Genomic DNA, 23,890 nt, shown 5'->3' with positions numbered 1-23,890 from the left:
TTTCGGCATCACGCTCTAAGGGAGCCGATAAGGGGGCCGATCGGATATCTCGCCATGCGCTACCGCACGCTTGATCCGAAACTGATCATCGAAACCGCCGAGCGGCTTGAAGGCCGCGTGGCTGACCGTTTCCCGGACGCCGGGTTGCGCGGCGTCGCCGCCGAACTGGTGTCATTGTCGCGCGATCTGGCCAAGGCCGCCAAGGCCCTGGAAGCGCCGATCTGGTGGCTGCGTGGCATCATTGTCGCCGCCGTGATCGCCGGTGGGCTGATCTTTCTCTTCGTCGGCACCATCCTGCCGCTCATTCACATCTCCCAGGCCGACGACGCGGTGCAGTCGGTGCAAGGCATCGAAGCCACGATCAACATGATCATCCTCGCCGTGCTCGGCTTCCTCGCCCTGATCCGCACCGAGGAGCGCATCAAGCGCAAGCAGGTGTTTCGCCAGTTGCACGGCCTGCGTTCGCTGATCCACGTCATCGACATGCATCAGCTCACCAAGGATCCGGCGGCGCTGTCGGCCAGTTTCAAACCGACCTCGCATTCGCCGGCCCGCATCACCAATGCCGCGGATCTCGCGCGCTATCTCGACTATTGCTCCGAAATGCTGTCGATCACCGGCAAGATCGCGGCGCTGTTCGCCCAGTCCGTCAATGACGCTGTCGTCATCGACGGCGTCAACGACGTCGAGAACCTGGCGTCCAACCTGTCGCGCAAAATCTGGCAGAAGATCACGTTGATCGACGGCCGGCCGGCGGCGCCACAACCTTCTCCGGCGCCAGACCCGGCGAGCCGAGCCGCTCGGCTTCCGCCGCGAGCACCAGGGCGCTGATCCGCTGGACCGTCGGCGCCGGCGTGCCGGCTTTTTCAGCGAGCCGCAAAACAGCACCCTGCAGGTCGTCGATCTCGGTCGGCCGGTTGCGCCGCAGATCGTCCCACATGGACGAACGCGCCTCGGGGTCGATCGCCAGCATGCGCCGCGCCAGCAATTTGAACAGCCAGTCGGGCAGCCTGAGCACCTTCGACAGCAGCGCCGGCCGCACGCCGGCGATGCGCGCCGGCTCAACGCCGGAGGCCTTCATGGCCCGCAGCGCCTCGTCGATCTGGCCAGCGAGGATCAGCCGCCAGCGCCTGTCGGCGAGTTCGGTTGCCAGCGGAAGGCCCGACAGCGCCACCAACGCATTGTTCAGGTTCATCAGAAGCTTGCCCCACAGCACGGCCTTCATGTCGCCATGCGCTTGGACAGCGAGACCTTCGACGTCGAGAAGGCCGGCAAGGCCGGCATCCCCATCCTCGACCATCACCTTGCCATCGCTGGCGCGGTGGACGCGCAGCGGCAGCTCTCCATCGGCTGATTGCACGACATTGAACGGCACCATGCCGGCCAGCACCGTTTGCCGGCCAAGCGCCGCGCGCAGCCTGTCGGCATTGTCGACGCCGTTCTGCAGGCTCACGACCACGGCATCCGGACGGGCATGGGCCCTGATGAGTGCTGCCATATCCTGCGTCGCGCCGCTCTTGACGGTGACCAGGATCACGTCGGCCTCCGCCAAGGCGGCGGCAGGATCGGTGGTGACGGCAAGCGCTTCGGGCTTGATCAGGCGATCGCGGCCGTCGAGGTCGCTGACGCGCAATCCGCCCTGCCGCAGCGCTGCCTCGACGCGCGGCCTGGCGAGCAGGACAACCCGCCGCCCGGCGAGCGCCAGGCAGCCGCCGGCATAACAGCCTATGCTGCCGGCGCCGGCAATGACGATCCTCTTTTCGCCGTTTGCCATCTCTTACTCCGCGTCGGCCAGAACTATACGACATGAAAACCATAATGTCGGCGGTATCGTCGGCCATTGGCTTGGCCCTATGTCTGGCAGTGACAGGCCTTTCGCTTTCGACTATCGCTTTTGCCATGACGCTGCCGACTGACCCCGCCGCAAACCTCGTCTCTCTCATCCGCTGTGCCTCGGTGACGCCAGCCGAAGGCGGCGCCCTGAGCGCGCTGGAGGCTATGCTGAAACCGCTCGGCTTTCTGGTTGATCGGCCGGTGTTCTCCGAGGACGGCACGCCCGATATCGAGAACCTCTATGCACGGCGCTCCGGCAACGGCCCGCATCTGATGTTCGCGGGCCATACCGACGTCGTGCCCATCGGCGACGAAGCCGCCTGGACGCATCCGCCTTTCGCCGCCGAGATCGCCAATGGCGAGATGTATGGCCGCGGCGCCGTCGACATGAAGGGCGGCATTGCCTGCTTCATCGCCGCGGTGGCGCGCCATGTCGAGGCAAATGGCGGCCCGAAGGGCTCGGTATCGCTGCTGATCACCGGCGACGAGGAAGGTCCGGCCATCAACGGCACGGTCAAGCTGCTCGAATGGGCCGCGTCCAAAGGCGAAAAGTGGGACGCCTCGATTGTTGGCGAGCCGACCAATCCGGACACGCTCGGCGACATGATCAAGATCGGCCGGCGCGGCTCGATGTCGGGCAGCATCACCGTCAATGGCCGCCAGGGCCATGCCGCCTATCCGCAGCTTGCCGACAATCCGGTGCGCGGGCTGATGAGTCTGGTGGACGCCTTGCTGCATCCCGTCTTCGACAAGGGAACCAAGGATTTCCAGCCGACCAATCTGGAGGTGACCTCCATCGATGTCGGCAACCCGGCCACCAACGTCATTCCTGCCAAGGCGACCGCCACCTTTAACATCCGCTTCAACGACAACTGGACGGCAGAGACGGTCCAGGCGGAAATCCACAACCGCCTCGATCAGGCCGCGGGGCGCAAGAAATACCGGCCAGGCAAGAAGACGCCGGTCGACTATGACTTGGTCTGGCGCGACCGGCCGAGCCATGTCTTCCTGACCCGCGACGACAGGCTGGTCGAGACGCTGAGCGGCTCGGTCAAGGCGGTGGTCGGCAAAACGCCGGCGCTGTCCACCTCCGGCGGCACATCGGATGCGCGCTTCATCAAGGATTATTGCCCGGTGGTGGAATTCGGCCTGGTCGGCAAGACCATGCACATGGTCGACGAGCGCGTCGCCATCGCCGATCTGGAAACGCTGACGCGGATCTACCAGCGCTTCATCGATGACTGGTTCGGACAGGGCTGAGCATGCTTACCGCGGACGAAACCCAAGCTTCGCTGACCGGCGCCTGGCGGCTGATGCTCGGCAAGGTCGACGGGCTGCGCCTGCTCGACCTGTCGGCCGACGGCTTCTGGAATTCGTTCTTCGCCATCATCGTCGCGGCACCGGCGCTGATCGTCGGCTGGGTCGGCATCGCCAACGAGATCAGCGATCCTGATGCCTTCGCTGGCCGCTTCAGCATGCTGGTGCGGCTGGCGACGGTCGATATCGGCTCCTGGGTGCTGCCGCTGGTCGCGCTCGCCTTGGTGGCACCACGCGCCGGCATTGGCGGGCGCTTCGTCCACTATGTCGTCGCCAGCAACTGGGCCTCGGCCATCACCGCCTGGCTGATGCTGCCTTCGGCGCTGATCAGGCTTTTCCTGTCGTCGACAAGCCAGGTCGCGAGCCTGGTGTCGCTGCTGTTGTTTTCCCTGTCGATGGTGCTGACCTGGCGCATGACCACCGCCACGATCGGCAGGGGCGCGGCGGTCGGCACCGCCGTTTTCGTCGGCATGTTCATCGCTTCGCTGCTGGCGCTGTTCGGGCTGCAGATGCTGCTTGGGATCAGCGTGCCGGACGATGTCGGGCCCCAGAGCCTTTCCGGGCTCTATTCCGGATAGAGCGAGGCTCTTATCCCGGATAGAACCGTGTTCTATCCGGGATAGTCGACGCCTATCAGGAAAAGTCCATCGGGCGGCGCTACCTGACCGCAGGCGGCGCGGTCTCGCGCCTCGAGCGCGGTCTTGAGATCGCCTGATGTCCAGCCGCCGTCGCCGACCCGCTTGAGCGAGCCGACCATGGAGCGCACCTGGTTGTGCAGGAAGGACCGCGCCGAGGCTCTCACCTCGATCACGTCGCCCGTCCGGCTCACATCGAGCCGCTCCAATGTCCTGAGCGGGCTGTTGGCCTGGCACTGGGTGGAGCGGAAGGTGGTGAAGTCGTGCCGGCCGAGCAGGAGCTTCGCCGCCTCATGCATGGCGGCGGCATCGAGCCGCTTCGGCACCCACCACACCTTACCCTTCTCCAGCGCCGAGGGCGCCCGCCGGTTGAGAATGCGGTAGAGATAGTGCCGGCCGATGGCCGAGAAACGGGCATCGAAATCGTCCGGGGCGATCGTGGCCTTCAGGATGACGATGCGCGCGCCGGCCACCTGCAGGTGTGCATTGATGGCATCGCGCACCTTGTCGTCGGGCCACGCCTTGGCAAGGTCGACATGCGCCACCTGCGCGGTCGCGTGCACGCCGGCATCGGTGCGGCCGGCGGCGCGCAGCCGGACCGCCTCGCCGCAGAATTTCTCGATCGCCTGTTCGATCGCCTGCTGCACCGAAGGCTGATCGGCCTGGTGCTGCCAGCCGGCAAACAGGCTGCCGTCATATTCGATATCGAGGCGAAAACGCGGCATGCCGGTCGGTTATACGCCCTCGCCTAGGCGGCGAGAGCGGTAAAGGCGGAGGCGTAGACCAGTCTGCCGGCTTCGGGTGCGTCGCCCCAGGCCAGCGCCTGCAGCGCTTCGCCTTGGTATTCGCTTTCGAACTTTTCAGCCCGGGCGTGGCTATAGCCGAAACGGCCGTAATAGGCCGGATCGCCCAGCACGATAGCCAGCGTCTCGCCGGCATCCCTGAGCCGGATATGGGCCTCGCGGATCAGCGCGCCGCCGATGCCGGAGCCGTGAAAAGACGGCTCCACCGCCAACGGGGCAAGCGCCACGGCGGCAAAACTGTTGCCGCCGTTCTGCACGAACAGCCGCGAAAACAGGATGTGGCCAACGGCCTGGCCGTCCTCCTCCGCCACCAGTTCGACGACAGCGTCACCGCCGGTTACCAACGCGTCGACCAGTCCGGCCTCCGTCTGCTGGCCGAATGCGTGTTCTTCGACGAGGCGAATGGCCTCGCGGTCCCGCGGCGTCGCCGCGCGTATCGACATCATGCTCATGAGAATTTCAGTCCTTTTTCGATCTTGGCTCCGCGCAGGAACTCCGACGCGGCAGCGGGCCTTCCGCCCGCACGTTGAACTTCGACCACCCTGATCGCGCCTTTTCCGCAGGCGACCGTCAGCCGGTCATCGAGAATTCCTCCCGACTCGCCCAAATCTTCCGAAAGCGACAGGCCTTCGGATAGCGTCGAGCGAAGCAGTTTCAGCCGTTCGATGCGGCCGCCAATGTCAATCTCGGACCAGGCGCCAGGAAAGGGCGACAGGCCACGAATGTGGTTGTGGACCTCGGCCGCGGGCCGTGTCCACTCCACGCGCGTCTCGGATTTATCGATTTTCCTGGCGTAAGTCACCCCTTCGGCCGCTTGCGCGGTAAATGTCAGGATGTTCTGTTCCAGCCGTGCCAGCGCTTCCGCCATCAGGGCAGCGCCAACACTCATCAACCGATCATGCAGATCGCCGGCTGTCATATCGGGGTCGATGGCGCATTTTTCAACCAACCCCACCGGACCCGTGTCGAGGCCCTCCTCCATGCGCATCACCATCATGCCGGTCTCGGTGTCGCCGGCCATGATGGCGCGCTGCATGGGCGCGGCGCCGCGCCAGCGCGGCAAAAGCGAAGCGTGGCCGTTGACGCAGCCAAGCCGGGGTGCCTCCAGAACCGCCTTGGGTAGGAGCAAGCCATAGGCGACAACCACGGCGATATCGGCGCCAAAGGCGGCAAAAGCGGCCTGTTCGGCCTCGCCCTTCAACGATGTCGGCGTGCGCACCTCGATACCCAGCCGCTCGGCCTCGCGCTGCACGCGGGACGGCGTCAACTCCAGCCCGCGCCGGCCTGCGGCGCGCGGCGGCTGCGTATAAACAGCTGCTATCTCATGTCCGGCTTCAGCGATGGCACGCAGCGTCGGCACCGAAAACTCCGGCGTGCCCATGAAGATGACGCGAAGGGGCATTTTCTTTTGCGGCCTTGTTCCTGCCTTGCCGTGACCCGGCTCAGGCACTCGTTTCAAACGGGTTTACGAGCTTAAGGTCAAGCCCGTCGAAGTCGCGAACATTGCGGGTTGCCAGCGTGGCGTCATGCGCGAGACAGATCGCGGCGATCATGGCATCAGCAAGGCTGATTGGGCGCCCGAGCCGTTCCCGCGTCGCTCGGAGCTTGCCGGCAAGGCGAGGGATAGAACCAGCAAATTCCACGACGCGACCGGAGAACTGCTTCGAGATCAGGTGATCGAGAGCACGGACATGGCGATCGGAGCCGGTCTTGTTCAGAAATCGTCCGGCACCGAAGGATTGCTCCATGACGACAGGGCCGCACAGGTACAGGTCAAGCAACTCCTGTTTGCGAAACCATTCGACCACGTTCGCATCGGGTGCCGTCCTGCTCGTTTCGGAAATGACGTTGGTGTCGAGGACGATCACTCGAAATCCTCGGCCGGGCGCCCAAAGTCGCGTTTTCTATCCGCTTCGATCTCGTCCATGATCTCGGCGAATTCGTCGTCGATCGCATTCTCCGTCGCGAACGCGGAGCGTATATTGTCCCATGCCGACAGACCGGGCTCTGGCTTGGCCTCCTTTTCGGCGACCATGCCTTTCCGTAACAGATCGATTGCTTTTCCCGATAGGCTCTGGCCGCCGCTTCGTGCAGCCTGTTCGATTTCGCGTTTCAACGGCTCGGGAATGTCCCTGATCAGCATATCGCCCATGCAATTCTCCAACGTTGATATCAATGATATCACAGCGAAGATTGTTGCTCAATGGATTCTGCGCTCGCTACCCTATCCCGCCAGCTTGCCTGGCGCCTTGTCCCTGGCGAGCTTCTTGAACTTCTTCACCACCATGTCGCGCTTCAGCTTCGAGATGTGGTCGATGAACAGCACGCCGTTGAGATGGTCGATCTCGTGCTGCAGGCAGGTCGCCATCAGCCCTTCGGCCTCCATCTCCTGCAGCGTACCGTCGCGGTCGAGATATTTGACCCGCACCGAGGCCGGGCGCTCGACCTCGGCATAATAATCGGGGATCGACAGGCAGCCTTCCTCGTAGATGGACCGCGCGTCGGCGCTTTCGAGAATCTCCGGGTTGATGAAGACGTGCGGCGCCGGCGTTTCGTCTTCCTTGGCTAGGTCGATCACCAGCATGCGCAGCGGTTCGCCGATCTGGATAGCCGCCAGCCCGATGCCGGGTGCGTCATACATGGTCGCCAGCATGTCGTCGGCCAGTTTGCGCAAGGGCGCGTCGACGCGCTCCACCGGCTTGGAAACCTGGCGCAGGATGGGGTCGGGAAGGATGATGAGCGGCTTGATCGGCATGGCGTTTCACCTAAGACCTCAAAAGAAAGGCGTCAACCGGTAGGCCTGAGCCTCGTTCACGTTTTGATCTGTGCCGGCCTGCCGAATCGGCTATGCTGTCCACATGAATGATCTGAGCACCATCCTTTCGGAGCCTGTCGTACGGCTCGGCGCCTCGACAATCACGCTCGGCCACGCGCTTACCTTCGGCGTCTTGCTGTTTCTCGGTCTGTTCGTGGCGCTCGTCGCTGCGCTGTGGCGGTCGGCCAAGGCGCGCGCGGTCGCCGCCGCGGAAGCCGCCGACCATGCCCGCGACGCCGAGACACGCATGGCTGGTATTTTGCAGGCGCAGGCGGAAATGCAGGGCCGCATGGGGGCTATTGCCGAAGTGTTCGGCGCCCGGCAGGCCGAATTGACGCAATCGATCGGCCAGCGGCTCGACGCCATGACCGGCCGCATCGGCCAGACCATGACCGAGCAGACCAAATCAACGCATGAGAGCCTGGCGAAGCTGCAGGAGCGGCTGGCGGTCATCGACACCGCGCAAGGCAACATCCAGTCGCTTGCCGGCCAGGTCGTGCAGTTGCAGGCGATCCTCTCCAACAAGCAGACGCGCGGCGCCTTCGGCCAGTCACGCATGGAGGCGATCGTCGCCGACGGCCTGCCGCATGGCGCCTATGAATTCCAGGCGACGCTGTCGAACGGCAGCCGGCCGGACTGCCTGGTGAAAATGCCGAACGGCGCGCCGTCGCTTGCCATCGATGCCAAATTTCCGCTGGAAGCCTGGAACGCCATCCGCGCCGCCGACGGGGCCGACCTGCAGAAGGTCGCGGCCCAGGCCTTCCGCCGCGACATCGAGGTCCATGTCCGCGACATTTCGGAAAAATACCTGCTCCAGGGCGAGACGCAGGACACGGCCTTCATGTTCGTGCCGTCGGAATCGGTGTTCGCCGAAATCCATGAGAATTTCGAAGCGGTTGTCCAGAAGGCGCACCGCGCCCGGGTCATCATCGTCTCGCCTTCGCTGCTGATGCTGTCGATCCAGGTCATCCAGGCGATCCTCAAGGATGCCCGCATGCGCGAACAGGCGCATCTGATCCAGGGCGAAGTCATCAGGCTGATGGAAGACGTCCAGCGTGTCGACGAGCGGGTGCGCAAATTGCAGGGCCATTTCGGCCAGTCGGCCAAGGACATCGAAGACATCCTCGTCTCGACCTCGAAAGTGACCAAGCGCGGCCAGAAGATCGAGGCGCTGGAATTCGGGGAAGGCGAGCCCGACGCCCCACACGGCGGCGCCAAGGTGGAGGCCGCACCGCGCGTGGCCGATTCCAAGACGGGACAGCTGAGGCTGAGGGTCGTCGAAGGCGACGACTGAACGCTACTGCTCCTCCACTGTCGTCATGCCCTCGAATTCCGGAAGCCAATGCAGCGCCGAGCGGTGCCATTTCTGGTGTCTCGGAACCAGGTCCTGGCGCTGCCGCGAGGTCCCGACCCTGATGCCATAAACCTTTGGACCGTCGCCGACCGAGGTCGCATAAAGATGCGAGCCGCAGTCGGCACAAAAAGCCTGGGCACGCTTGGCGCCGCTCGCCACGGTCTTGATATAGATTTTCGGCGCGCCCCTGGTGATCCGGTAGTGATCTTCCTGCGTGGGAACAGTGACGCGAAAGGCCGTACCGGTCAGCTGTTGGCAATCGGTACAGTGGCAGATCGAGGTCTTTTCCGGGTCGACCTCCGCCTCATAGGTGATGGCACCACAATGACAGCCGCCGTCGATCTTCATCGTCATTCCTCCAACATCGATCAGGTAATCTTAGCGGCGCGGCGACGCGAAGCAACGGCGCGGCGCTGGTCCAGAGGCCAAGGCATGATCAGGAAGAGGGGATTTTCGGATCATACTCAAACTCTATCCGGACGCGGATTCGATCAGCTTGCGCCGCTTTTCCCAGGTGCCTGACGTCTGCGGCTTGACGAACAGCCGCGTGATCTCAGGCATTTCCTTCCTTAGCCGGGCCTCGAGACGCTCGACGCAGGCCTCAATGTCCGGCGCCGCCAGATGGTCCTCGAATTCGATGCTCAGGGCGGCAACGATCTCTTCCGGTCCCATATGCACCGTCAGCACACCGTTCGCCCGCTGCACCGCCGGATCCTGCTGGACGATCGCCAGCACCTTCCTCTGCACCTCGGGTGAGGCCGGCTCACCGATGAGCAGGCCCTTGCTTTCACGCGCCAGGAAGATCGCTGTCGCGCCGAGGATGAGCGCGATGCCGATCGAGGCGGCGCCGTCGAGTTCGGGCATCTCGAAAATCTCCGCCGCCGATATGCCGGCAAAGGCGACCGTCAGGCCGAGAAGGGCCGCGCTGTCTTCGAACAGCACCGTATAGACGCTCGGGTCCTTGCTCGATTGCACGGCTTCCAGCCAGCCTTGCTTGCCCTTCTGCCTGCGGAATTCCTTCAGCGCCACCAGCCAGGAACTGCCTTCGAACAGGAAGGACAGGCCGAGAACGATGTAGTTCACCTTGACGTTGGCGACCGGTTCCGGCGCCATGATGTGGATGATGCCCTCGTAGAATGACACGCCGGCGCCCAGCGCGAAGACCAGAAGGGCGACGATGAAGCTCCAGAAATAGAGTTCACGGCCGTGGCCGAGCGGATGGGTGGGGCTGGCCGGGCGTTCGGCCCGGTGCATGCCGTAAAGCAGCAGGCCGCCATTGCCGGTATCGACCAGCGAATGCACGCCTTCCGACAGCATGGCCGAACTGCCGGTGAAAAAGGCCGCGGCGAACTTGGTCAGCGCTATGGCGAGGTTGCCGGCGAGCGCCGCATAGATGACCGTTCTGGAGCCGCCATGCCCTGCCATGCAGGTCTATCCTCTTGAGGTACAATGTAGCGGCCCTGCCGCGGAGCTGCACAGCCATCACAACGCGCCAATCGTCGGGTCGTTCAACGTCTTCGAAACCTGCTGGCAACAACGCCAGCTATTCCTGGATTTCGTCCGTCCATACCTTGAAGCCCGCAAGCATGCCTGGCCCGAAAATATGGGTCAGCGGCACGTCCGCCGCGTCACGGCCCGAGGCGATCAGGATGCGGCCGATACGTGGCGCGTTGTTGCGCGGATCGAAAGCGTGCCAGCGGCCGCCGAGGTAGACCTCCATCCAGGCGCAGAAATCCATGCTCGCCCAGGGCTTCGGCATGCCGATGTCGCTGATGTAGCCTGTGCAGTAGCGCGTCGGGATATTGAGTGCCCGGCAGAATGTGACGGCGAGATGCGCGAAATCGCGGCACACGCCACTCCGTTCACGCCAGGCTTCCGCGGCGGTGCGCGTCACCCGTGCGTTGCCGTAGTCGAAGGCGATGTGGTTGTGGACGAAATCGCACACCGCCTGCACGCGCGGGATGCCGGGCGGCGTATGGCCGAACAGCCGCCATGCCTCGCTTGCCAGGAGGTCGCTTTCGCAAAACCGGCTGGGCAGCAGGAACAGGAGCGTTTCCGCCGGCAGGTCGCGCACCTCGTGCTGCCACGCCATCAGCTCGCCCATCTCGAGTGTGCCGGGGTCGCGGATCACCGCATCGGTACCGAAAGTGAAACGCCCGGGCGGAGCGACGAACCGGTTGCACCAGTTTCCGAAACTGTCGCGATAACTTTCAATCGGCACCGGCGGGCTGGAGGTCAGAAAATCCGGGCGCTCAAGATCCGAAGCGCGGGAATAATGGACATTGAGCATTGCGATGAGCGGCGTCTCCTGCGGAAAATCGAAGCTCATCTCGCAGCCGATGTGGATCCGCATTGTCGTCCCGACCGGCCTGCCTGACGATCACCCGGCGGTGCACGGGTCGATGCAGCAGTGCGAAGACAACCATGGCATGGACCGCCCGGGTTTACGAGCAAATTAGAAACCGGTTGAAAGCGGCCTGCCGGCGTTGGCAGCAAGCACTAGCCTCTTGCAGTCCGGCGTTTGTCTTGTTTCACTCCGTCTCCCGCAACAGGAGGAACGAATCATGGCCAAAGGTGCGATGAAGGCAGGCAAGGAAGCCCGCAAACCAAAGAAAGACGCCAAGAAGCCTGTAGCCGCTCCGGCCCTGAAGGCGCCGCCGGTCAAGGCAATGAGGATCAAGGAAAAGTAAGTCTCGGCAACACGACGGGGCGGGACTTCACCGGCGGCATTCGACAATGCCGCCGGCACGTGTTGATCGGCGTTCGGACAGCCCTATGTCGACGACGCGGGGACGACCTCGCACTTTCCGAAAAATTCGGTCGGGACGACCCGCCATTGTCGACTGAGCATCCGAGGCCGGAGAGGCTGGATGTTCCGATGGAGCGTTGCGATGTCCTGGACTTTTCTGTTTTTCGCCGGCCTGTTCGAAATCGGCTGGGCGATCGGCCTCAAATATACCGACGGCTTCACCAGGCTTGTGCCGACCGTGCTCACGGTCGCTTCGATGATCGTCAGCCTCACCTTGCTCGGCCTGGCGCTGAAGGCGCTGCCTGTCGGCACCGCCTATGCGGTGTGGACCGGTGTCGGCACAGTCGGCACGGCGCTGCTCGGGATCTGGTTGCTGGGCGAGCCTGCCACGGCGATCAGACTCGGGTGCATCGCGTTGATCGTCTGCGGTATCATGGGGCTGAAATTCGCGGCTTGAACGGCCCTGTCCGCCGGCAGACGGTATCGACCGCGCCGATATCCCCGGACGTCAAGCCGATATCCCCGGACGTCAAGCCGACATCCCTGGATGTCAAGCGACATCCTGGATGTCAAGCCGATATCCAGGAATGCAGGGGCTTCCGGTGGCAACATGGACAACCGCGAAAAGGGCCGCGCCTTGGCGCGTCCCTTGTTCATCATCCGTCGCGGCGAGTGCGCTCTTAGCGACCCGTAAAGCCGGGAGGTGTCCTGCCGGTGCGCTGCTTGCGTGCCGCATAGCGCGCGTCGCGCTTTGCCTTGCGCTCGGCTTCATCGGCAAGCAAACGAGCAATACGCTCGTTCTCCTCGGCTTCCCGAAGCTTGGCATCCGCTTGCGCTGCCTCTTCGGCGGCAATGCGCGCCGCTTCGGCTGCGGCCTCACGCTCGGCCTTCTCAATCGCCTCGCGTGCCAGCTTTTCCTGCTTCAGCTTGGCCTTCTCGGCCTCGCGGATCTCCCGAGCCGCAAGGATCGCCTTGCGTTCGGCCTGTCGTGCCAGCACCGCAGGATCGTCTGCTGCCGGCTTTGACTTGAAGCGCTCCAGAAGCGCCTTCTTTGCCTCGGTCGCGGCATTGCGCCGCTCGAAAATGTCTTTTTCCCTGTAGATAGCCAAGTCCACTTCCTTGAAGTCTATTCGCGACGCTTACATACGCGCGAAAACCGGGAGTTCAAGCGCCAAAACGGCATGCCAGCCATGAAATTCCGGGATGTTGCACCGGGGAGACGCATTTCCCGCCGAAATCGACATGCACTGTTCACCAGCCGCCCTCTGGCGGCGTGGCGGGCGTGTCGCTACCTCTAGCGCGACAATCAACACACTGGGATGACATCCAAATGGAACTCGGCCTCTACACTTTTGCCGATGTGAGCCCTGTGCCGGGTCCCGGCGCCATCGGCCCGCATGAGCGGCTGCGCAACCTGATCGACGAGATCGAACTGGCCGACCAGGTCGGCCTCGATGTCTTTGGCCTCGGCGAACACCATCGGCCGGACTATGCCGCCTCGGCGCCGGTCGTGGCTTTGGCCGCGGCGGCGGAGCGTTCGAAGCGCATCAGGCTGACCAGCGCGGTCACCGTCCTGTCCTCCGACGATCCGGTGCGCGTTTTTCAGCAGTTTTCCACGCTCGACCTTCTGTCGGGCGGCCGCGCCGAGATCATGGCCGGGCGCGGATCGTTCATCGAATCCTTCCCGCTATTCGGCTATAACCTCGAAGACTATGACGAACTGTTCGCCGAAAAGCTCGACCTTTTGCTAGCCATCCGCGATCAGGTGAAGGTGACCTGGTCAGGCAATCTGCGCGCGCCGATCAACGATCGCGGCATCTATCCCAGGCCCTTCCAGGACAGGCTGCCGGTCTGGATCGCCATTGGCGGAACGCCTCAATCGCCCGCCCGCGCCGGCGCGCTCGGCCTGCCGCTGGCGCTTGCCATCATCGGCGGCGAACCAGCGCGCTTCGCGCCGCTGTTCGACATCTACCGTGAGGCAGCCAAGCGGGCCGGCAGCGATCCGGCAGGGTTGGCCACCAGCATCAACGTGCATGGCTTCATCGCCGGGACGACCGAGCAGGCGGCGGACGACTTCTACGGCCCGCAGGCGGAAGTGATGAACCGCATCGGTCGAGAGCGTGGCTGGGGCCCGACATCGCGCGCGCACTTCGATCAATCGCGTGGTGCCAATGGTGCCCTGTTCGTCGGCAATCCGGAGCAGGTGGCGGAAAAGATCGTCGCCCAGCACAGGATCTTCGGCAACGACCGCTTTCTGCTGCAAATGGCCATCGGCACCATGCCGCACGCCAAGATCATGAAGGCGATTGAGCTTTACGGCACCAAGGTGGCGCCGGTCGTGCGCAAGGAAACGGCGAAACCCCCGCCGGCCGTGGCGGCGCCTGTCGCGTGAACTTAGTGGGACTCCGCAAGGATAGGGCTTGTTCCATGGGCCTTCCGATAGGTTTGGCTATCACGTTGCCCGGTGCGAGGCTGTATCCATCATCGCGGCATGATGGATTTCGGTCGCCTCGTCGGCTGGGAACATGCACTCGATGCGCAGTTCCTGGGCGGCGACGGTTTGGGGGGCCCACCGTGGTAACCATCGAAAAATAGTTCAGGCGGCGACCGTCCTTGATGAAGCCGAGCGGAATGACCGGCATGAAGCCGATCGCCACCGGATTTTTCCAATCACTGTTCACGTCCGGATAGGCGAGCAGCGCCGCCAGCAACTCCCTGGTCTTTTCGTCGACGACGCGGCCGATGGATTCGCGATAGACCCGCTCGAACAGGCTCCGCGCCACGTCAGGCCAATTGGCGACGAACGGGCGCATGCCTTCGGCATCGAACATGAGGTGGAGCATGTTGCGCGTTGAAGAGAACCGGATTGTTGGCCATCGTCGCATGACGTTCGGAAGAAAGCCAAACCTCTCCTCCAGCGCCTTCAACGCGGGCCTGGATTTCTCCGGCGCCGACTCGGTTGTTTGAAGGGTAAATCTTTGCATCGTGATGTCCTCTTTTCAGGGTAGCACGTAATCGCGCGGGCGATCTTCGCCACGCCAGCCTTGCGATCCCACGGTTGCGAAGGCCTGCTCCCGTACCAGGCCCGCCACGTGCCCGGACTCAATTACAGGGCATGTAATACGGAACACTCGCAGCCGAGCGTCCGTTGAGCTACCGGCGGCAGGACCCCGCAACGGCGGCCCGTGCCGTCAGTGCCGGCTAACGGAACCTTGAAGCCGTGCCGGCGTTTTCCGTCTGCGGATTGCATCAGTTGTGGTGTGCCGCCGAGGGACCACGATGAAAGCCGAGTCCGCCGCTTTGGGCGCAGGCGTTGCCGAAGCTGAAGAGTCGCGTGTGGCGGCGCGCGCCGATACACGCCTGATGCGCTCGCTGCTCATCGGCATCTTCCTGTTCATGACCGTCTATGCGCTCTATTTCGCGCGCGCCTTTTTCATGCCGGTTATTCTGGCCTTCCTGCTGACACTGACACTGACGCCGATCGTGCGGCTGCTGCGCAAGCGCGGCATTCCCGAAGTGGTTTCGGCGACGCTTCTGGTGCTTGTGTCCATCATCGTCTTCGCGAGCGCCGGCTATGTGCTCAGTGGCCCCGTCATCGATCTCATCAACAACACCTCGTCCATCGGCCAGCAACTGACCGAACGCTTGGCGCAGCTGCGGCGGCCGGTCGAGAGGATCATGGATATTGCGCACCAGATCGAAGGGCTGACCGAGACATCGCAGGAACCGGGCGTGCAAAAGGTCGCGGTTGCGCAGTCAGGCTTCCTCTCATCGGCGGCGAGCAACATTCTGTCGGCCGGGACAAGCCTGACCATCATCTTCGTGTTGTCGCTGTTCCTGCTCGCCTCGGGCACGATGTTCTACGAAAAGATCATCCAGTCCTTCGCCAGCCTCACCGAGAAGAAGCGGGCGCTGCGCGTCGTCTACGATGTCGAGCGGGAAATCTCGCACTACCTGCTCACCGTCACCATCATCAACACCGGCCTCGGCACGGTCATCGGCCTAGGCCTGTGGGCGCTCGGCATGCCCAATCCGCTGGTCTGGGGCGCGGCGGCCGCCCTGCTCAATTTCCTGCCCTATGTCGGGGCCATGATCACGTTTGTCCTAGTCACGGTCATCGCGCTGATCAGCTTCGACACGATCGCCTATGCGTTATTGGCGCCTGCCTTCCTGGTATTGTGTGACATCATCGAAGGCCAGTTCGTGACGCCGATGGTGGTCGGGCGGCGGCTCGAGATCAACGCCGTGGCGATCTTCATCGCCATCGCATTCTGGTCATGGCTGTGGGGCTTCGTCGGCGCGCTGATGGCGGTGCCACTGCTGGTCGTCGTCAAGGTGTTCTGCGACCATTTCGAGAGCCTTAGCCATGTCGGCAATTTTCTCGCCGCCCAACATACGGCGGTCATCGAGGAGGAAGCCGAGGAGCAGGACGGCACGGCCGCCGGCTAACCGGCGTACGGTTTGCGGCGGCGGGTTCGAATGCCTATATCCGCCCGATCAGTGCCTGGTGCCCTTCCGATGAACGACGCTCCCTTCGATCTCGACGCCTATTTCGCCCGGATCGGCCATGCCGGGTCCAGGGATGTTTCGCTCGACACGCTGAAGACGCTCCATTTCCTGCATCCGCAGGCGATCCCCTTCGAGAACATGGATCCGTTTCTGGGGCGGCCGGTCCGATTGGACGCCGCATCGCTGCAGGACAAGATCGTCCTTGCCGGGCGTGGCGGCTATTGCTTCGAGCACAATCTCCTCTTCATGCATGCGCTGAAGGCGCTTGGCTTCGAGGTCGGCGGCCTTGCCGCGCGTGTGCTCTGGGGTCAGAGCGAGGACGCGATCACTGCGCGCAGCCACATGCTTTTGCGCGTCGAGCTCGATGGCCGGACCTATATAGCCGATATCGGCTTCGGCGGCCTGACCCTGACCGCCCCGCTGCTGTTCGAGCCTGGCCTCGAACAGACGACCCCGCACGAAACGTTCCGCATCGCCGAAACCGGCGATCACTTCCGCCTGCAGGCCGCCATCGGCGGCGACTGGCGCTCGCTGTATCGCTTCGACCTGCAGCCGCAATATGAGGTCGACTATTCCATCGCCAATTATTTCCTGTCGACCAATCCGGCATCGCATTTCCTGACCTCGGTTTTGGCGGCGCGCGCCGCGCCCGACCGGCGCTATGGCCTGCGCGGCGATCGCCTGGCCATCCATCACATCGATGGCCGCACCGAGCAGAAGCATATCGCCACTGCCGCCGAGCTTGCCGACACGCTGGAAGGCCAGCTCGGCGTCACCATCCCCGACCGCACGGCCTTCGAGGCCCGGGTGCGCGAGAAGAAGATCGTGGAGACCAGCATATGACCGAACTTTCCGTTCTCGACCTGTCGCCGATCGTCGAAGGCAGCGATGCCTCGCGCTCGCTTGCCAATTCGCTCGATCTCGCTCGCCACGCCGAGCGGCTCGGCTACAAGCGCTACTGGCTGGCCGAGCACCACAACATGCCAGGCATCGCCAGTGCGGCAACGGCTGTCGTCATCGCCCACGTCGCCGGCGGCACCAAGTCCATTCGTGTCGGCGCCGGCGGCATCATGCTGCCCAATCATGCGCCGCTGGTGATCGCCGAGCAGTTCGGCACGCTGGCCGCCTTGTTTCCCGGCCGGATCGATCTTGGCCTCGGCCGGGCGCCCGGCACCGACATGAACACGGCGCGGGCGCTACGCCGCAACCTCGAGGCCGGGGTCGACAATTTCCCGCAGGATGTCGTCGAGCTGATGGGCTATTTCCTGCCCGCCGAGGAGGGCCAGCGCCTGCGCGCCGTGCCCGGCGAAGGCCGGACGGTGCCGATCTGGATTCTTGGGTCGAGCCTCTACGGCGCGCAGCTCGCCGCCATGCTCGGCCTGCCCTACGCCTTCGCCTCGCATTTCGCGCCGGCGGAACTGGATCACGCGCTGGACATCTACCGTTCGCGCTTCCAGCCGTCCGAGCAACTCGACAAGCCACATGTCATGCTCGGCCTCAACGTCTTTGCAGCACGCACCGACGCCGAGGCACGGCTGCTGTTCACCTCGCTGCAGCAGGCCTTCGTGAATCTGCGCACCGGCAGGCCCGGACGATTGCCGCCGCCCGTCGAGAATTATGATCGCGATCTCGACCCGATGGCCAAAACCATGCTCGGCCAGGCGCTGTCCTGCGCCGTCGTCGGCTCGCCGGAAACGGTCCGCCAGGGCATCGATGCCTTCGTGCGCCGTACCAGTGCCGACGAGCTGATGGTCACCGCGCAGATCTTCGATCATGCCGCCCGTGTGCGGTCGTTCGAGATTTTAGCCGAGGCTCACAAATCTCTGTCACAGGCCGCCTGAAGCGAATAAGCGGCCAGCCGCTTTTGCCGACGTCGATGCTCTGCTAAATGCGGGTATCCTTCGCAACAGCGAGCCTTGCCTTGCCCCATGATCTCGATAGACGCGAGCAGTTTGCCATTGATCTGGCGCGGCGTGCCGGCGAACTCGGCCTGAAATATTTCCGCGATCTCGACAGCCTGACCATCGAAAGCAAGGGCCACCAGGACCTGGTCTCGCAGGCCGATCGCGAGGTCGAGCTGTTCATCCGCGCGGCAATCGCGGCCGACTATCCGCAGGACGGCATCGTCGGCGAGGAGCACGCCTCGGTCGCCGGCTCGACAGGCCATGTCTGGGTGATCGACCCGATCGACGGCACCGCCAATTTCGTCCGTGGCATTCCGGCCTGGTGCGTGGTGATCGCCTGCGCCCGTGATGGAGAGACGATCGTCGGCGTCATCCACGAACCGTCGACCGGCGAGACCTTCCACGGGAGGCTGGGCGGCGGCGCTTTCGTCAACGGCAGGCCGGTCAAGACAAGTGCGGCGGCCAGCCTGGAAGAGGGCTCGGTGGGCACCGGCTTCTCAAACCGGGCCGAGGCCGAAAACATCGCCGTGCTGATCAAAAAGATCCTGGCCGAGGGCGGCGTCTTCTTCCGCAACGCGTCCGGCGCGCTGATGCTTGCCTATGTCGCCTCGGGGCGGCTGCTCGGCTATGTGGAAGAACACATGAACCCGTGGGACTGCGTGGCCGGCATGCTGCTGATCGAGGAAGCCGGCGGCACAATCCTGAAGGCGGATCCGAAGACGGTGCTGCAGAGCGGCACACAGGTCATCACGGGCGGCAAGGGCGTCTTTTCGAAACTGCAAGAACTGTGTTCTGGTGTTTTCACGTCCTGATCAATTTCAGGAAGCACAACGTTATCCGAAAACCGCTTCACACTTTCGGCATTTAGGCACTCACGCTGTGCACCACCGCGCCCAGCGGCCGGCATGAATTGCGGATCATCAGCCGGCCCTTGAGGACGAGCTTGCGCGGTGGCGCATCCCGGTTGCCGGCGAGACGGTCTAGCAGCAGATTGGCCGCCTGTTCGCCGATCGCCTGCACCGGCTGCGCCACCGTGGTCAGTTGAGGCTGGAACACGTCGGACCAGGGAAAATCGTCGAAGCAGGCTACCGAAATATCCTCCGGACAGGACAGCCCGATGTCGCGGATCGCCTTCATGGTTCCGATCACCATCGGGTTGTTGGCCGAGAAGATCGCGCTTGGCCGGTCATGCAGCGACAGCAGCTGCATGGTTGCGTTGTAGCCGTCGATCTCGTGGAAATTGCCGGAGCGAACCAGCTCTTCGGCCACCGGCAAGCCGGCGGCCTGGAGCGCCTCGCGATATCCGGTCATGCGGTCATGCATGGGTGAAATGTCCGAGGTGCCGGTAATGTAACCGATGCGGCGGTGGCCGAGATTGATCAAATAGCTCATGGCGTCGAACACCGCGCGCTGGTTGTCGAGAACCACGGCGTCGGTGTCGACGCCCTCGCACAGACGATCCATCAGCACGACCGGCACATTGGCGTCGGCGACGATCCGCTTGAGGATCGCGCCATCCCCGACGCGCGCCACGATCAGCCCGTCGACCATACGGTCGAGCAGCAGCCTGATCTGGTCGTCCTGGGTGTTCAAATCCTCGTCGGTGCAGCACAGCATGACGGCGTAGCCGGCGCGGTCGAAGGCCTGCTGGATCACCGAAACGACATCGGTGAAGAAGGGGTTGGTGATGTGCGGAACGGTCAGGCCGATGGTGCGCGTCGTGCCCATCTTCAGGCTGCGGGCGATGGCGTTCCGCTTGTAGCCGATATCGCGGATCGCCTGCTCGATGCGGGCGCTGAGCTCGGGGCTGACAGTCGCCGTGCCGTTGATCAGCGCCGATACGGTGGCGATCGAGACACGCGCCGCTTCAGCCACGTGAAGCATGGTGGGTGCGGTGGATTTGCGCTGTTTTTTTCGCCCTGACGCTGTCATTTTCGAAACGTTTCACCACCCCTTGCCGCCAATACCTACGGAATCTTGCCGTTTTAGGCAAGAATCGAAATGCATCAAAGTTGCACTACCCCCATATCGGCTTGACATGATCGAAACGTTTAGATTAGCGTTCAAGTAGCTGACGAGGACGGAAGGGAGGCCGCTATTGTCATGGAACAGAACAATTCCCTTTCCTCGACGCGCAGTGCGGCGTCGGATCGCTCGGACATCGTTCTGAGTGCCGAGCATATTTCCAAGAGTTTTGGCGGCATCGCCGCCCTGGTCGACGTCGGCTTCGAATTGCGGCGCGGCGAAGTCCATGCCTTGATGGGCGAGAACGGCGCCGGCAAGTCGACGCTGATGAAGATCCTGTCCGGCGTCTACACCGGCTACGAAGGCACGGTCAGTATCGACGGCCGGCCGGTCAGCTTCGCCGGCGTGCGCGATGCCGAGGACGCGGGCATCGCCATCATCCACCAGGAACTCAATCTGGTGCCGGAGCTGAGCGTCGCCGACAACATCTTTCTCGGCCGCGAGAAGCTGATTGCAGGACTGATCGTCGACCGCAAGGCGAGCAGCCGCGCGGCAAGCGCCCTGCTGCAGCGGCTCGGCATCGAACTCGATCCGGACGCACGCGTCGGCGCCTTGCGCGTCGGCGAACAGCAACTGGTCGAGATCGCCAAGGCGCTGTCGATGTCGGCGCGCATCCTGATCATGGACGAGCCGACCTCGGCGCTGTCGCCGGCCGAATGTCAGCGGCTGTTCCGCATCATCGGCCAGCTTGCCGATAGCGGCGTCGCCATCGTCTACATCTCGCACCGCATCGACGAGGTCATGCATCTGGCCGGCCGCGTCACCGTTTTCCGCGACGGACGCCATGTGCTGACGCGGCCGATGGCCGAGCTTGACGAGAATGCCATCATTTCGGCGATGGTCGGACGGGACCTGCTCGCATCCTCTCAAGGTGAGCGGGATCCCGGCGGCAGAACCGTGCTTTCGGTCAGCGACCTGTCGCTGTCGAAGCCCGACCGCCAGGGCTGGCGGCAGGTGATTAGCGGCGTCAGCTTCGATCTCGCCGCCGGAGAGATTCTGGGCATTGGCGGCCTGCTGGGCTCCGGCCGCACCGAGATCATGGAAGCGATCTTCGGCGCGAGCGATGGCCGTGCCGGCGGCGAGATCAGGCTCGACGGCCAGCCGGTGGATATCCGCTCACCACGCGATGCGCGGCGGCTGGGCATCGCGCTGGTCACCGAGGACCGCAAGACGCAAGGCCTGCACCTGCAGGCCTCGATATCGGACAATGTGGCGCTGCCGCTGGTCGGCGCGCTGGCCCGCTTCGGCATCCGCTCGCTGGCGGGCGAACAGGGGCTGGCGCGGCAGGCGGTCAAGGCGCTCGGCATCCGCTGCCGGGATATCGACCAGCCCGCCGGCACGCTGTCGGGTGGCAACCAGCAGAAGGTCGTCATCGGCAAATGGCTGGCGACGAGGCCGAGGGTGCTGTTGCTCGACGAGCCGACGCGCGGCATCGATGTCGGCGCCAAGCGCGAGATCTACGACCTCATCTTCCGGCTGGCGCGCGATGGCCTCGCCATCGCCGTCATCAGCTCCGAGCTGCCGGAATTGCTGCATCTTTCCGACCGCATCCTGGTGATGGCCGATGGCCGCCAGACAGGCATCCTTTCCCGCGACGCGGCGAGCGAGGAGGCCATCATGCGCCTCGCGGCGCCGCGCCGGACCCTATCGAGACCCGCCGCATGACCGCACTGAAACTCCTGTCCCGCACCAAGCTCTATTGGGGCCTGATCGCCATCTTCCTGATTGGCGTGCTCGGCTCGCCGGTGAGTTCCAAGGGCAACAACATCTTCCTCTCCTACGGCAATCTGCTCGACGTGCTGCGCCAGGTGTCGACCACCGGGCTGATCGCGACCGGCATGACGGCGGTTATCATCACCGGCGGCATTGACCTTTCCGTCGGCTCGCTGATGGCCATCTGCTCTGTGGTGTGCGCCATGCTGCTGACGGTTCCCGGCGTGACGCCGGGCGTCGTGCTGGGCGTGCCTACCGTTGCCCTGGTTGCGCTGTGCCTCGGCATCGTCGTCACGCGCTTCATCCTCCTCAATTTGCAGAAATCCCGCGCCGGCTCGGATGCCGCCGCGCGCGACGTCAGGCTGGACACCATTCGCGGCCTGGTCACGCCGGCGATCGTCGGCGTCGTCCTGTGCTGCCTTTCGCTCTGGTACCTGCTGCCGCAGATCGAGCCCAAATTCGGTGTTCTCGGTGTGCTGCTGGTGGCGCCCTGCGTCGGCCTGCTGTTCGGCGCCATCAATGGCTTCATCATCGTCGGCGGACGGCTGCAACCCTTCATCGTCACGCTGGCGATGATGGTGACGGCGCTCGGCATCGCCCGACTCACCGCCGGCCAGAACAATGCCGTGCTGCCGGTCTATACCGGTTCCAACGCCACCGCCGACTTCGAGCTGCTGCGCTCGCTGGTGTTCGGCGTCATCCCCATGCCCGGCCTGTTCTTCCTCGGCGCCATCGTCATCTATGGCGCGGTGCTGCGCTTCACGCCGTTCGGCCGCTATGTCTATGCCATCGGCGGCAATGAGGAGGCGGCCCGGCTTTCCGGCATCGCCGCCGGGCGCGTCAAGATCGCCACCTACGCCATATCAGGCCTGCTCGCCGGTATTGCCGCCGTGCTCTACGTGGCGCAATACCGGCAAGGCAAGCCGGACGCCGGCGCCGGGCTGGAGCTCGACGCCATCGCCGCCGTGGTCATTGGCGGCACCAGCCTGATGGGCGGGCGCGGCAGCCTGATAGGGACCTTCTGCGGGGTGCTGATCTTCGGGCTGCTCTCCAACATATTGCAACTCCACAACATCAATTCGAACCTTCAGCTGGTGCTGAAGGGGATGATCATCATCGGCACCGTGCTCGTGCAGGAGCGCAATGCCGGTGATCTGCTGGCCTATCTGCGCCTGCCTGGAGCGGCGCACAAGGAAACGGCCGCCGCAAAACGGCCGTCGCAAGAGACACCGTCTCTCAATCTCGGAGGAAACAAGAAATGAAACGACGTGACATGCTGAAGCTTGCCGCACTCGGCGCGGCATTGCTGACCACCACGGCACTGCTCTCCACCGGCCATGCCTTCGCCCAGGATAAGAAGTGGAAGATCGGCTTCTCGCAGGTGACCACCATCGAGCCCTGGCGCGCCCAGTTCAACAAGGACATCATTGCCGAGGCCGCCAAGCATCCGGAGGTCGAGCTGATCATCACCGATGGCGAGGACAAGACCGAGAAGCAGGTCGCCGACGTCGAAAACCTGATCCGCCAGGAGGTCGACGCGCTGCTGGTATCGCCGAAGGAATCGGCTGGCCTGACCGGCGTCGTGCAGCAGGCGATCGACGCCAAGATCCCGGTCTTCGTGCTCGATCGCAATGTCGACACCAAGGATTACACGCAGTTCGTCGGCGGTGATAACAAGCTGATCGGCCGTGCGGCCGGTGAATATGCCGTCGAACTGCTCGGCGGCAAGGGCAAGGCGGCAGGCAATGTGGTCGAGATCTGGGGCGGCATGGGCACCCAGCCGGCGCATGACCGTCATGACGGCTTCCATGAATTCACCGACAAGGAGCCGGGCATCAAATATCTGCTCGACCAGCAGTCGGGCGACTGGAAGCAGGACCAGGCCTACAATTTGATGGCCAACGCGCTGAAGACCAACGAGAAGATCGATCTCGTCTACGGCCATAACGACCCAATGGCCTACGGCGCCTATCTCGCCGCCAAGGATGTCGGCCGCGAGAAGGACATCAAGTTCATCGGCATCGACGGCCTGCCCAACGAAGGCGTGCAAATGGTGAACAAGGGTGAGCTGACGGCGACGTTCACCTATGTCACTCCAGGTGCGGAAGGCTTGCGCCAGGCGATCAAGTTCCTCAACGGCGAGAAGGTCGAGAAGACCATCACCTTGCCGACCGAGAAGATCACCAAGGAAAACGCCGCCCAGGTGCTGAAGGACAACGGCCTCTGAGGCGAT

27 protein-coding genes are annotated in these 23,890 nt (G+C 63.7%); 14 read left to right on the top strand and 13 right to left on the bottom strand.

The features are described from left to right. Nucleotides 1–54: 54 nt before the first annotated feature. Nucleotides 55–831, top strand: coding sequence for a hypothetical protein (locus FJ492_RS03165; protein ID WP_140768453.1), 777 nt, complete (start codon nucleotides 55–57; stop codon nucleotides 829–831). Here the strand turns inward: FJ492_RS03165 and FJ492_RS03160 are convergent. Further along, entirely contained in the window at nucleotides 731–1,774 is a 1,044-nt protein-coding gene (locus FJ492_RS03160) for a 2-dehydropantoate 2-reductase (RefSeq protein WP_140768451.1), read from the bottom strand. The two genes, FJ492_RS03165 and FJ492_RS03160, sit on opposite strands and share 101 nt — an antisense overlap. Nucleotides 1,775–1,899: 125 nt before the next feature. Between FJ492_RS03160 and dapE the strand changes: the two genes are divergently transcribed. Beyond that, entirely contained in the window at nucleotides 1,900–3,093 is a 1,194-nt protein-coding gene (gene dapE / locus FJ492_RS03155; protein WP_140768449.1) for a succinyl-diaminopimelate desuccinylase, read from the top strand. Nucleotides 3,094–3,095: 2 nt separating this feature from the next. Further along, nucleotides 3,096–3,728, top strand: a complete 633-nt coding sequence (locus FJ492_RS03150) for a transporter (protein WP_140508374.1) — start codon at nucleotides 3,096–3,098, stop codon at nucleotides 3,726–3,728. A gap of 32 nt (nucleotides 3,729–3,760) precedes the next feature. Here the strand turns inward: FJ492_RS03150 and truA are convergent, their stop codons facing one another. The 6 genes from truA to def form a co-directional block, all read right to left on the bottom strand. Then, on the bottom strand, nucleotides 3,761–4,510 hold the full coding sequence (truA, locus tag FJ492_RS03145) for a tRNA pseudouridine(38-40) synthase TruA (RefSeq protein ID WP_140508372.1): 750 nt from the start codon (nucleotides 4,508–4,510) through the stop codon (nucleotides 3,761–3,763). A gap of 23 nt (nucleotides 4,511–4,533) precedes the next feature. After that, a complete protein-coding gene (locus FJ492_RS03140) occupies nucleotides 4,534–5,040 on the bottom strand; it encodes an N-acetyltransferase (protein WP_140508371.1) in 507 nt (168 codons plus the stop codon). Then, the gene (fmt, locus tag FJ492_RS03135) at nucleotides 5,037–5,990 is read right to left on the bottom strand and encodes a methionyl-tRNA formyltransferase (RefSeq protein WP_140768447.1); all 954 of its coding nucleotides are present in this window, start codon (nucleotides 5,988–5,990) and stop codon (nucleotides 5,037–5,039) included. The genes FJ492_RS03140 and fmt overlap by 4 nt, the downstream gene beginning before the upstream one ends. Nucleotides 5,991–6,030: 40 nt before the next feature. After that, nucleotides 6,031–6,456: a type II toxin-antitoxin system VapC family toxin gene (locus FJ492_RS03130; RefSeq protein ID WP_140508367.1), complete on the bottom strand. Its 426-nt coding sequence runs from the start codon at nucleotides 6,454–6,456 to the stop codon at nucleotides 6,031–6,033. Further along, nucleotides 6,453–6,740: a plasmid stabilization protein gene (locus FJ492_RS03125; protein ID WP_140508365.1), complete on the bottom strand. Its 288-nt coding sequence runs from the start codon at nucleotides 6,738–6,740 to the stop codon at nucleotides 6,453–6,455. The genes FJ492_RS03130 and FJ492_RS03125 overlap by 4 nt, the downstream gene beginning before the upstream one ends. Before the next feature lie 72 nt (nucleotides 6,741–6,812). Then, entirely contained in the window at nucleotides 6,813–7,343 is a 531-nt protein-coding gene (gene def / locus FJ492_RS03120) for a peptide deformylase (protein WP_140768445.1), read from the bottom strand. A 103-nt stretch (nucleotides 7,344–7,446) separates the two neighbouring features. On the opposite strand from def, the gene FJ492_RS03115 reads away from it, so the two are divergent. Next, nucleotides 7,447–8,697 (top strand): DNA recombination protein RmuC, encoded by a 1,251-nt coding sequence (locus tag FJ492_RS03115; RefSeq protein WP_140768444.1) that lies wholly within the window; start codon nucleotides 7,447–7,449, stop codon nucleotides 8,695–8,697. 3 nt (nucleotides 8,698–8,700) lie between these two features. Here FJ492_RS03115 and FJ492_RS03110 read toward each other — a convergent pair whose 3' ends face one another. From FJ492_RS03110 to FJ492_RS03100, 3 genes are all read right to left on the bottom strand, one after another. Next, a complete protein-coding gene (locus FJ492_RS03110; protein WP_027143814.1) occupies nucleotides 8,701–9,105 on the bottom strand; it encodes a GFA family protein in 405 nt (134 codons plus the stop codon). A gap of 123 nt (nucleotides 9,106–9,228) precedes the next feature. Further along, entirely contained in the window at nucleotides 9,229–10,182 is a 954-nt protein-coding gene (locus FJ492_RS03105; protein ID WP_140768442.1) for a cation diffusion facilitator family transporter, read from the bottom strand. Between the two features lie 118 nt (nucleotides 10,183–10,300). Then, on the bottom strand, nucleotides 10,301–11,110 hold the full coding sequence (locus tag FJ492_RS03100; RefSeq protein ID WP_140508358.1) for a transglutaminase family protein: 810 nt from the start codon (nucleotides 11,108–11,110) through the stop codon (nucleotides 10,301–10,303). A gap of 211 nt (nucleotides 11,111–11,321) precedes the next feature. Here FJ492_RS03100 and FJ492_RS29425 point away from each other — a divergent pair, with 211 nt between their 5' ends. Next, a complete protein-coding gene (locus FJ492_RS29425; RefSeq protein ID WP_023772267.1) occupies nucleotides 11,322–11,447 on the top strand; it encodes a hypothetical protein in 126 nt (41 codons plus the stop codon). A 201-nt stretch (nucleotides 11,448–11,648) separates the two neighbouring features. Then, nucleotides 11,649–11,963: a quaternary ammonium compound efflux SMR transporter SugE gene (gene sugE, locus FJ492_RS03090; protein ID WP_135921973.1), complete on the top strand. Its 315-nt coding sequence runs from the start codon at nucleotides 11,649–11,651 to the stop codon at nucleotides 11,961–11,963. Nucleotides 11,964–12,186: 223 nt separating this feature from the next. Here the strand turns inward: sugE and FJ492_RS03085 are convergent, their stop codons facing one another. Continuing rightward, nucleotides 12,187–12,615 (bottom strand): DUF6481 family protein, encoded by a 429-nt coding sequence (locus tag FJ492_RS03085; protein ID WP_015314444.1) that lies wholly within the window; start codon nucleotides 12,613–12,615, stop codon nucleotides 12,187–12,189. 221 nt (nucleotides 12,616–12,836) lie between these two features. On the opposite strand from FJ492_RS03085, the gene FJ492_RS03080 reads away from it, so the two are divergent. Continuing rightward, a complete protein-coding gene (locus tag FJ492_RS03080) occupies nucleotides 12,837–13,898 on the top strand; it encodes an LLM class flavin-dependent oxidoreductase (RefSeq protein ID WP_140768440.1) in 1,062 nt (353 codons plus the stop codon). Here FJ492_RS03080 and FJ492_RS03075 read toward each other — a convergent pair. Then, nucleotides 13,801–14,319 carry a hypothetical protein gene (locus FJ492_RS03075; RefSeq protein ID WP_246675896.1) on the bottom strand — a complete coding sequence of 173 codons (519 nt, stop codon included), beginning with the start codon at nucleotides 14,317–14,319 and terminating at the stop codon, nucleotides 13,801–13,803. The genes FJ492_RS03080 and FJ492_RS03075 overlap by 98 nt on opposite strands. Nucleotides 14,320–14,785: 466 nt before the next feature. On the opposite strand from FJ492_RS03075, the gene FJ492_RS03070 reads away from it, so the two are divergent. From FJ492_RS03070 to FJ492_RS03055, 4 genes are all read left to right on the top strand, one after another. After that, entirely contained in the window at nucleotides 14,786–15,955 is a 1,170-nt protein-coding gene (locus tag FJ492_RS03070; RefSeq protein ID WP_140508354.1) for an AI-2E family transporter, read from the top strand. A 69-nt stretch (nucleotides 15,956–16,024) separates the two neighbouring features. Next, entirely contained in the window at nucleotides 16,025–16,858 is an 834-nt protein-coding gene (locus tag FJ492_RS03065; protein WP_140768438.1) for an arylamine N-acetyltransferase, read from the top strand. Then, entirely contained in the window at nucleotides 16,855–17,856 is a 1,002-nt protein-coding gene (locus FJ492_RS03060; RefSeq protein WP_140768435.1) for an LLM class flavin-dependent oxidoreductase, read from the top strand. Before FJ492_RS03065 ends, FJ492_RS03060 begins: the two co-directional genes overlap by 4 nt. A gap of 80 nt (nucleotides 17,857–17,936) precedes the next feature. Beyond that, entirely contained in the window at nucleotides 17,937–18,731 is a 795-nt protein-coding gene (locus FJ492_RS03055) for an inositol monophosphatase family protein (RefSeq protein ID WP_140715474.1), read from the top strand. A gap of 52 nt (nucleotides 18,732–18,783) precedes the next feature. Here the strand turns inward: FJ492_RS03055 and FJ492_RS03050 are convergent, their stop codons facing one another. After that, nucleotides 18,784–19,803, bottom strand: a complete 1,020-nt coding sequence (locus FJ492_RS03050) for a LacI family DNA-binding transcriptional regulator (protein WP_140768433.1) — start codon at nucleotides 19,801–19,803, stop codon at nucleotides 18,784–18,786. 219 nt (nucleotides 19,804–20,022) lie between these two features. Between FJ492_RS03050 and FJ492_RS03045 the strand changes: the two genes are divergently transcribed. Genes FJ492_RS03045 through FJ492_RS03035 form a run of 3 tightly spaced genes read left to right on the top strand, consistent with a single transcriptional unit; the run spans nucleotide 20,023 to nucleotide 23,884 of the window. Continuing rightward, nucleotides 20,023–21,609 (top strand): sugar ABC transporter ATP-binding protein, encoded by a 1,587-nt coding sequence (locus FJ492_RS03045; protein ID WP_140508345.1) that lies wholly within the window; start codon nucleotides 20,023–20,025, stop codon nucleotides 21,607–21,609. Beyond that, a complete protein-coding gene (locus FJ492_RS03040; protein ID WP_140508343.1) occupies nucleotides 21,606–22,919 on the top strand; it encodes an ABC transporter permease in 1,314 nt (437 codons plus the stop codon). Before FJ492_RS03045 ends, FJ492_RS03040 begins: the two co-directional genes overlap by 4 nt. Next, nucleotides 22,916–23,884, top strand: a complete 969-nt coding sequence (locus FJ492_RS03035) for a substrate-binding domain-containing protein (protein WP_140508341.1) — start codon at nucleotides 22,916–22,918, stop codon at nucleotides 23,882–23,884. The genes FJ492_RS03040 and FJ492_RS03035 overlap by 4 nt, the downstream gene beginning before the upstream one ends. Nucleotides 23,885–23,890: the final 6 nt, after the last annotated feature.

Origin of the sequence: Mesorhizobium sp. B2-5-4, assembly GCF_006441095.1 — a bacterium.
Lineage (GTDB): Bacteria > Pseudomonadota > Alphaproteobacteria > Rhizobiales > Rhizobiaceae > Mesorhizobium > Mesorhizobium salmacidum.
This window is presented reverse-complemented; position numbering and strand designations above follow the sequence as displayed.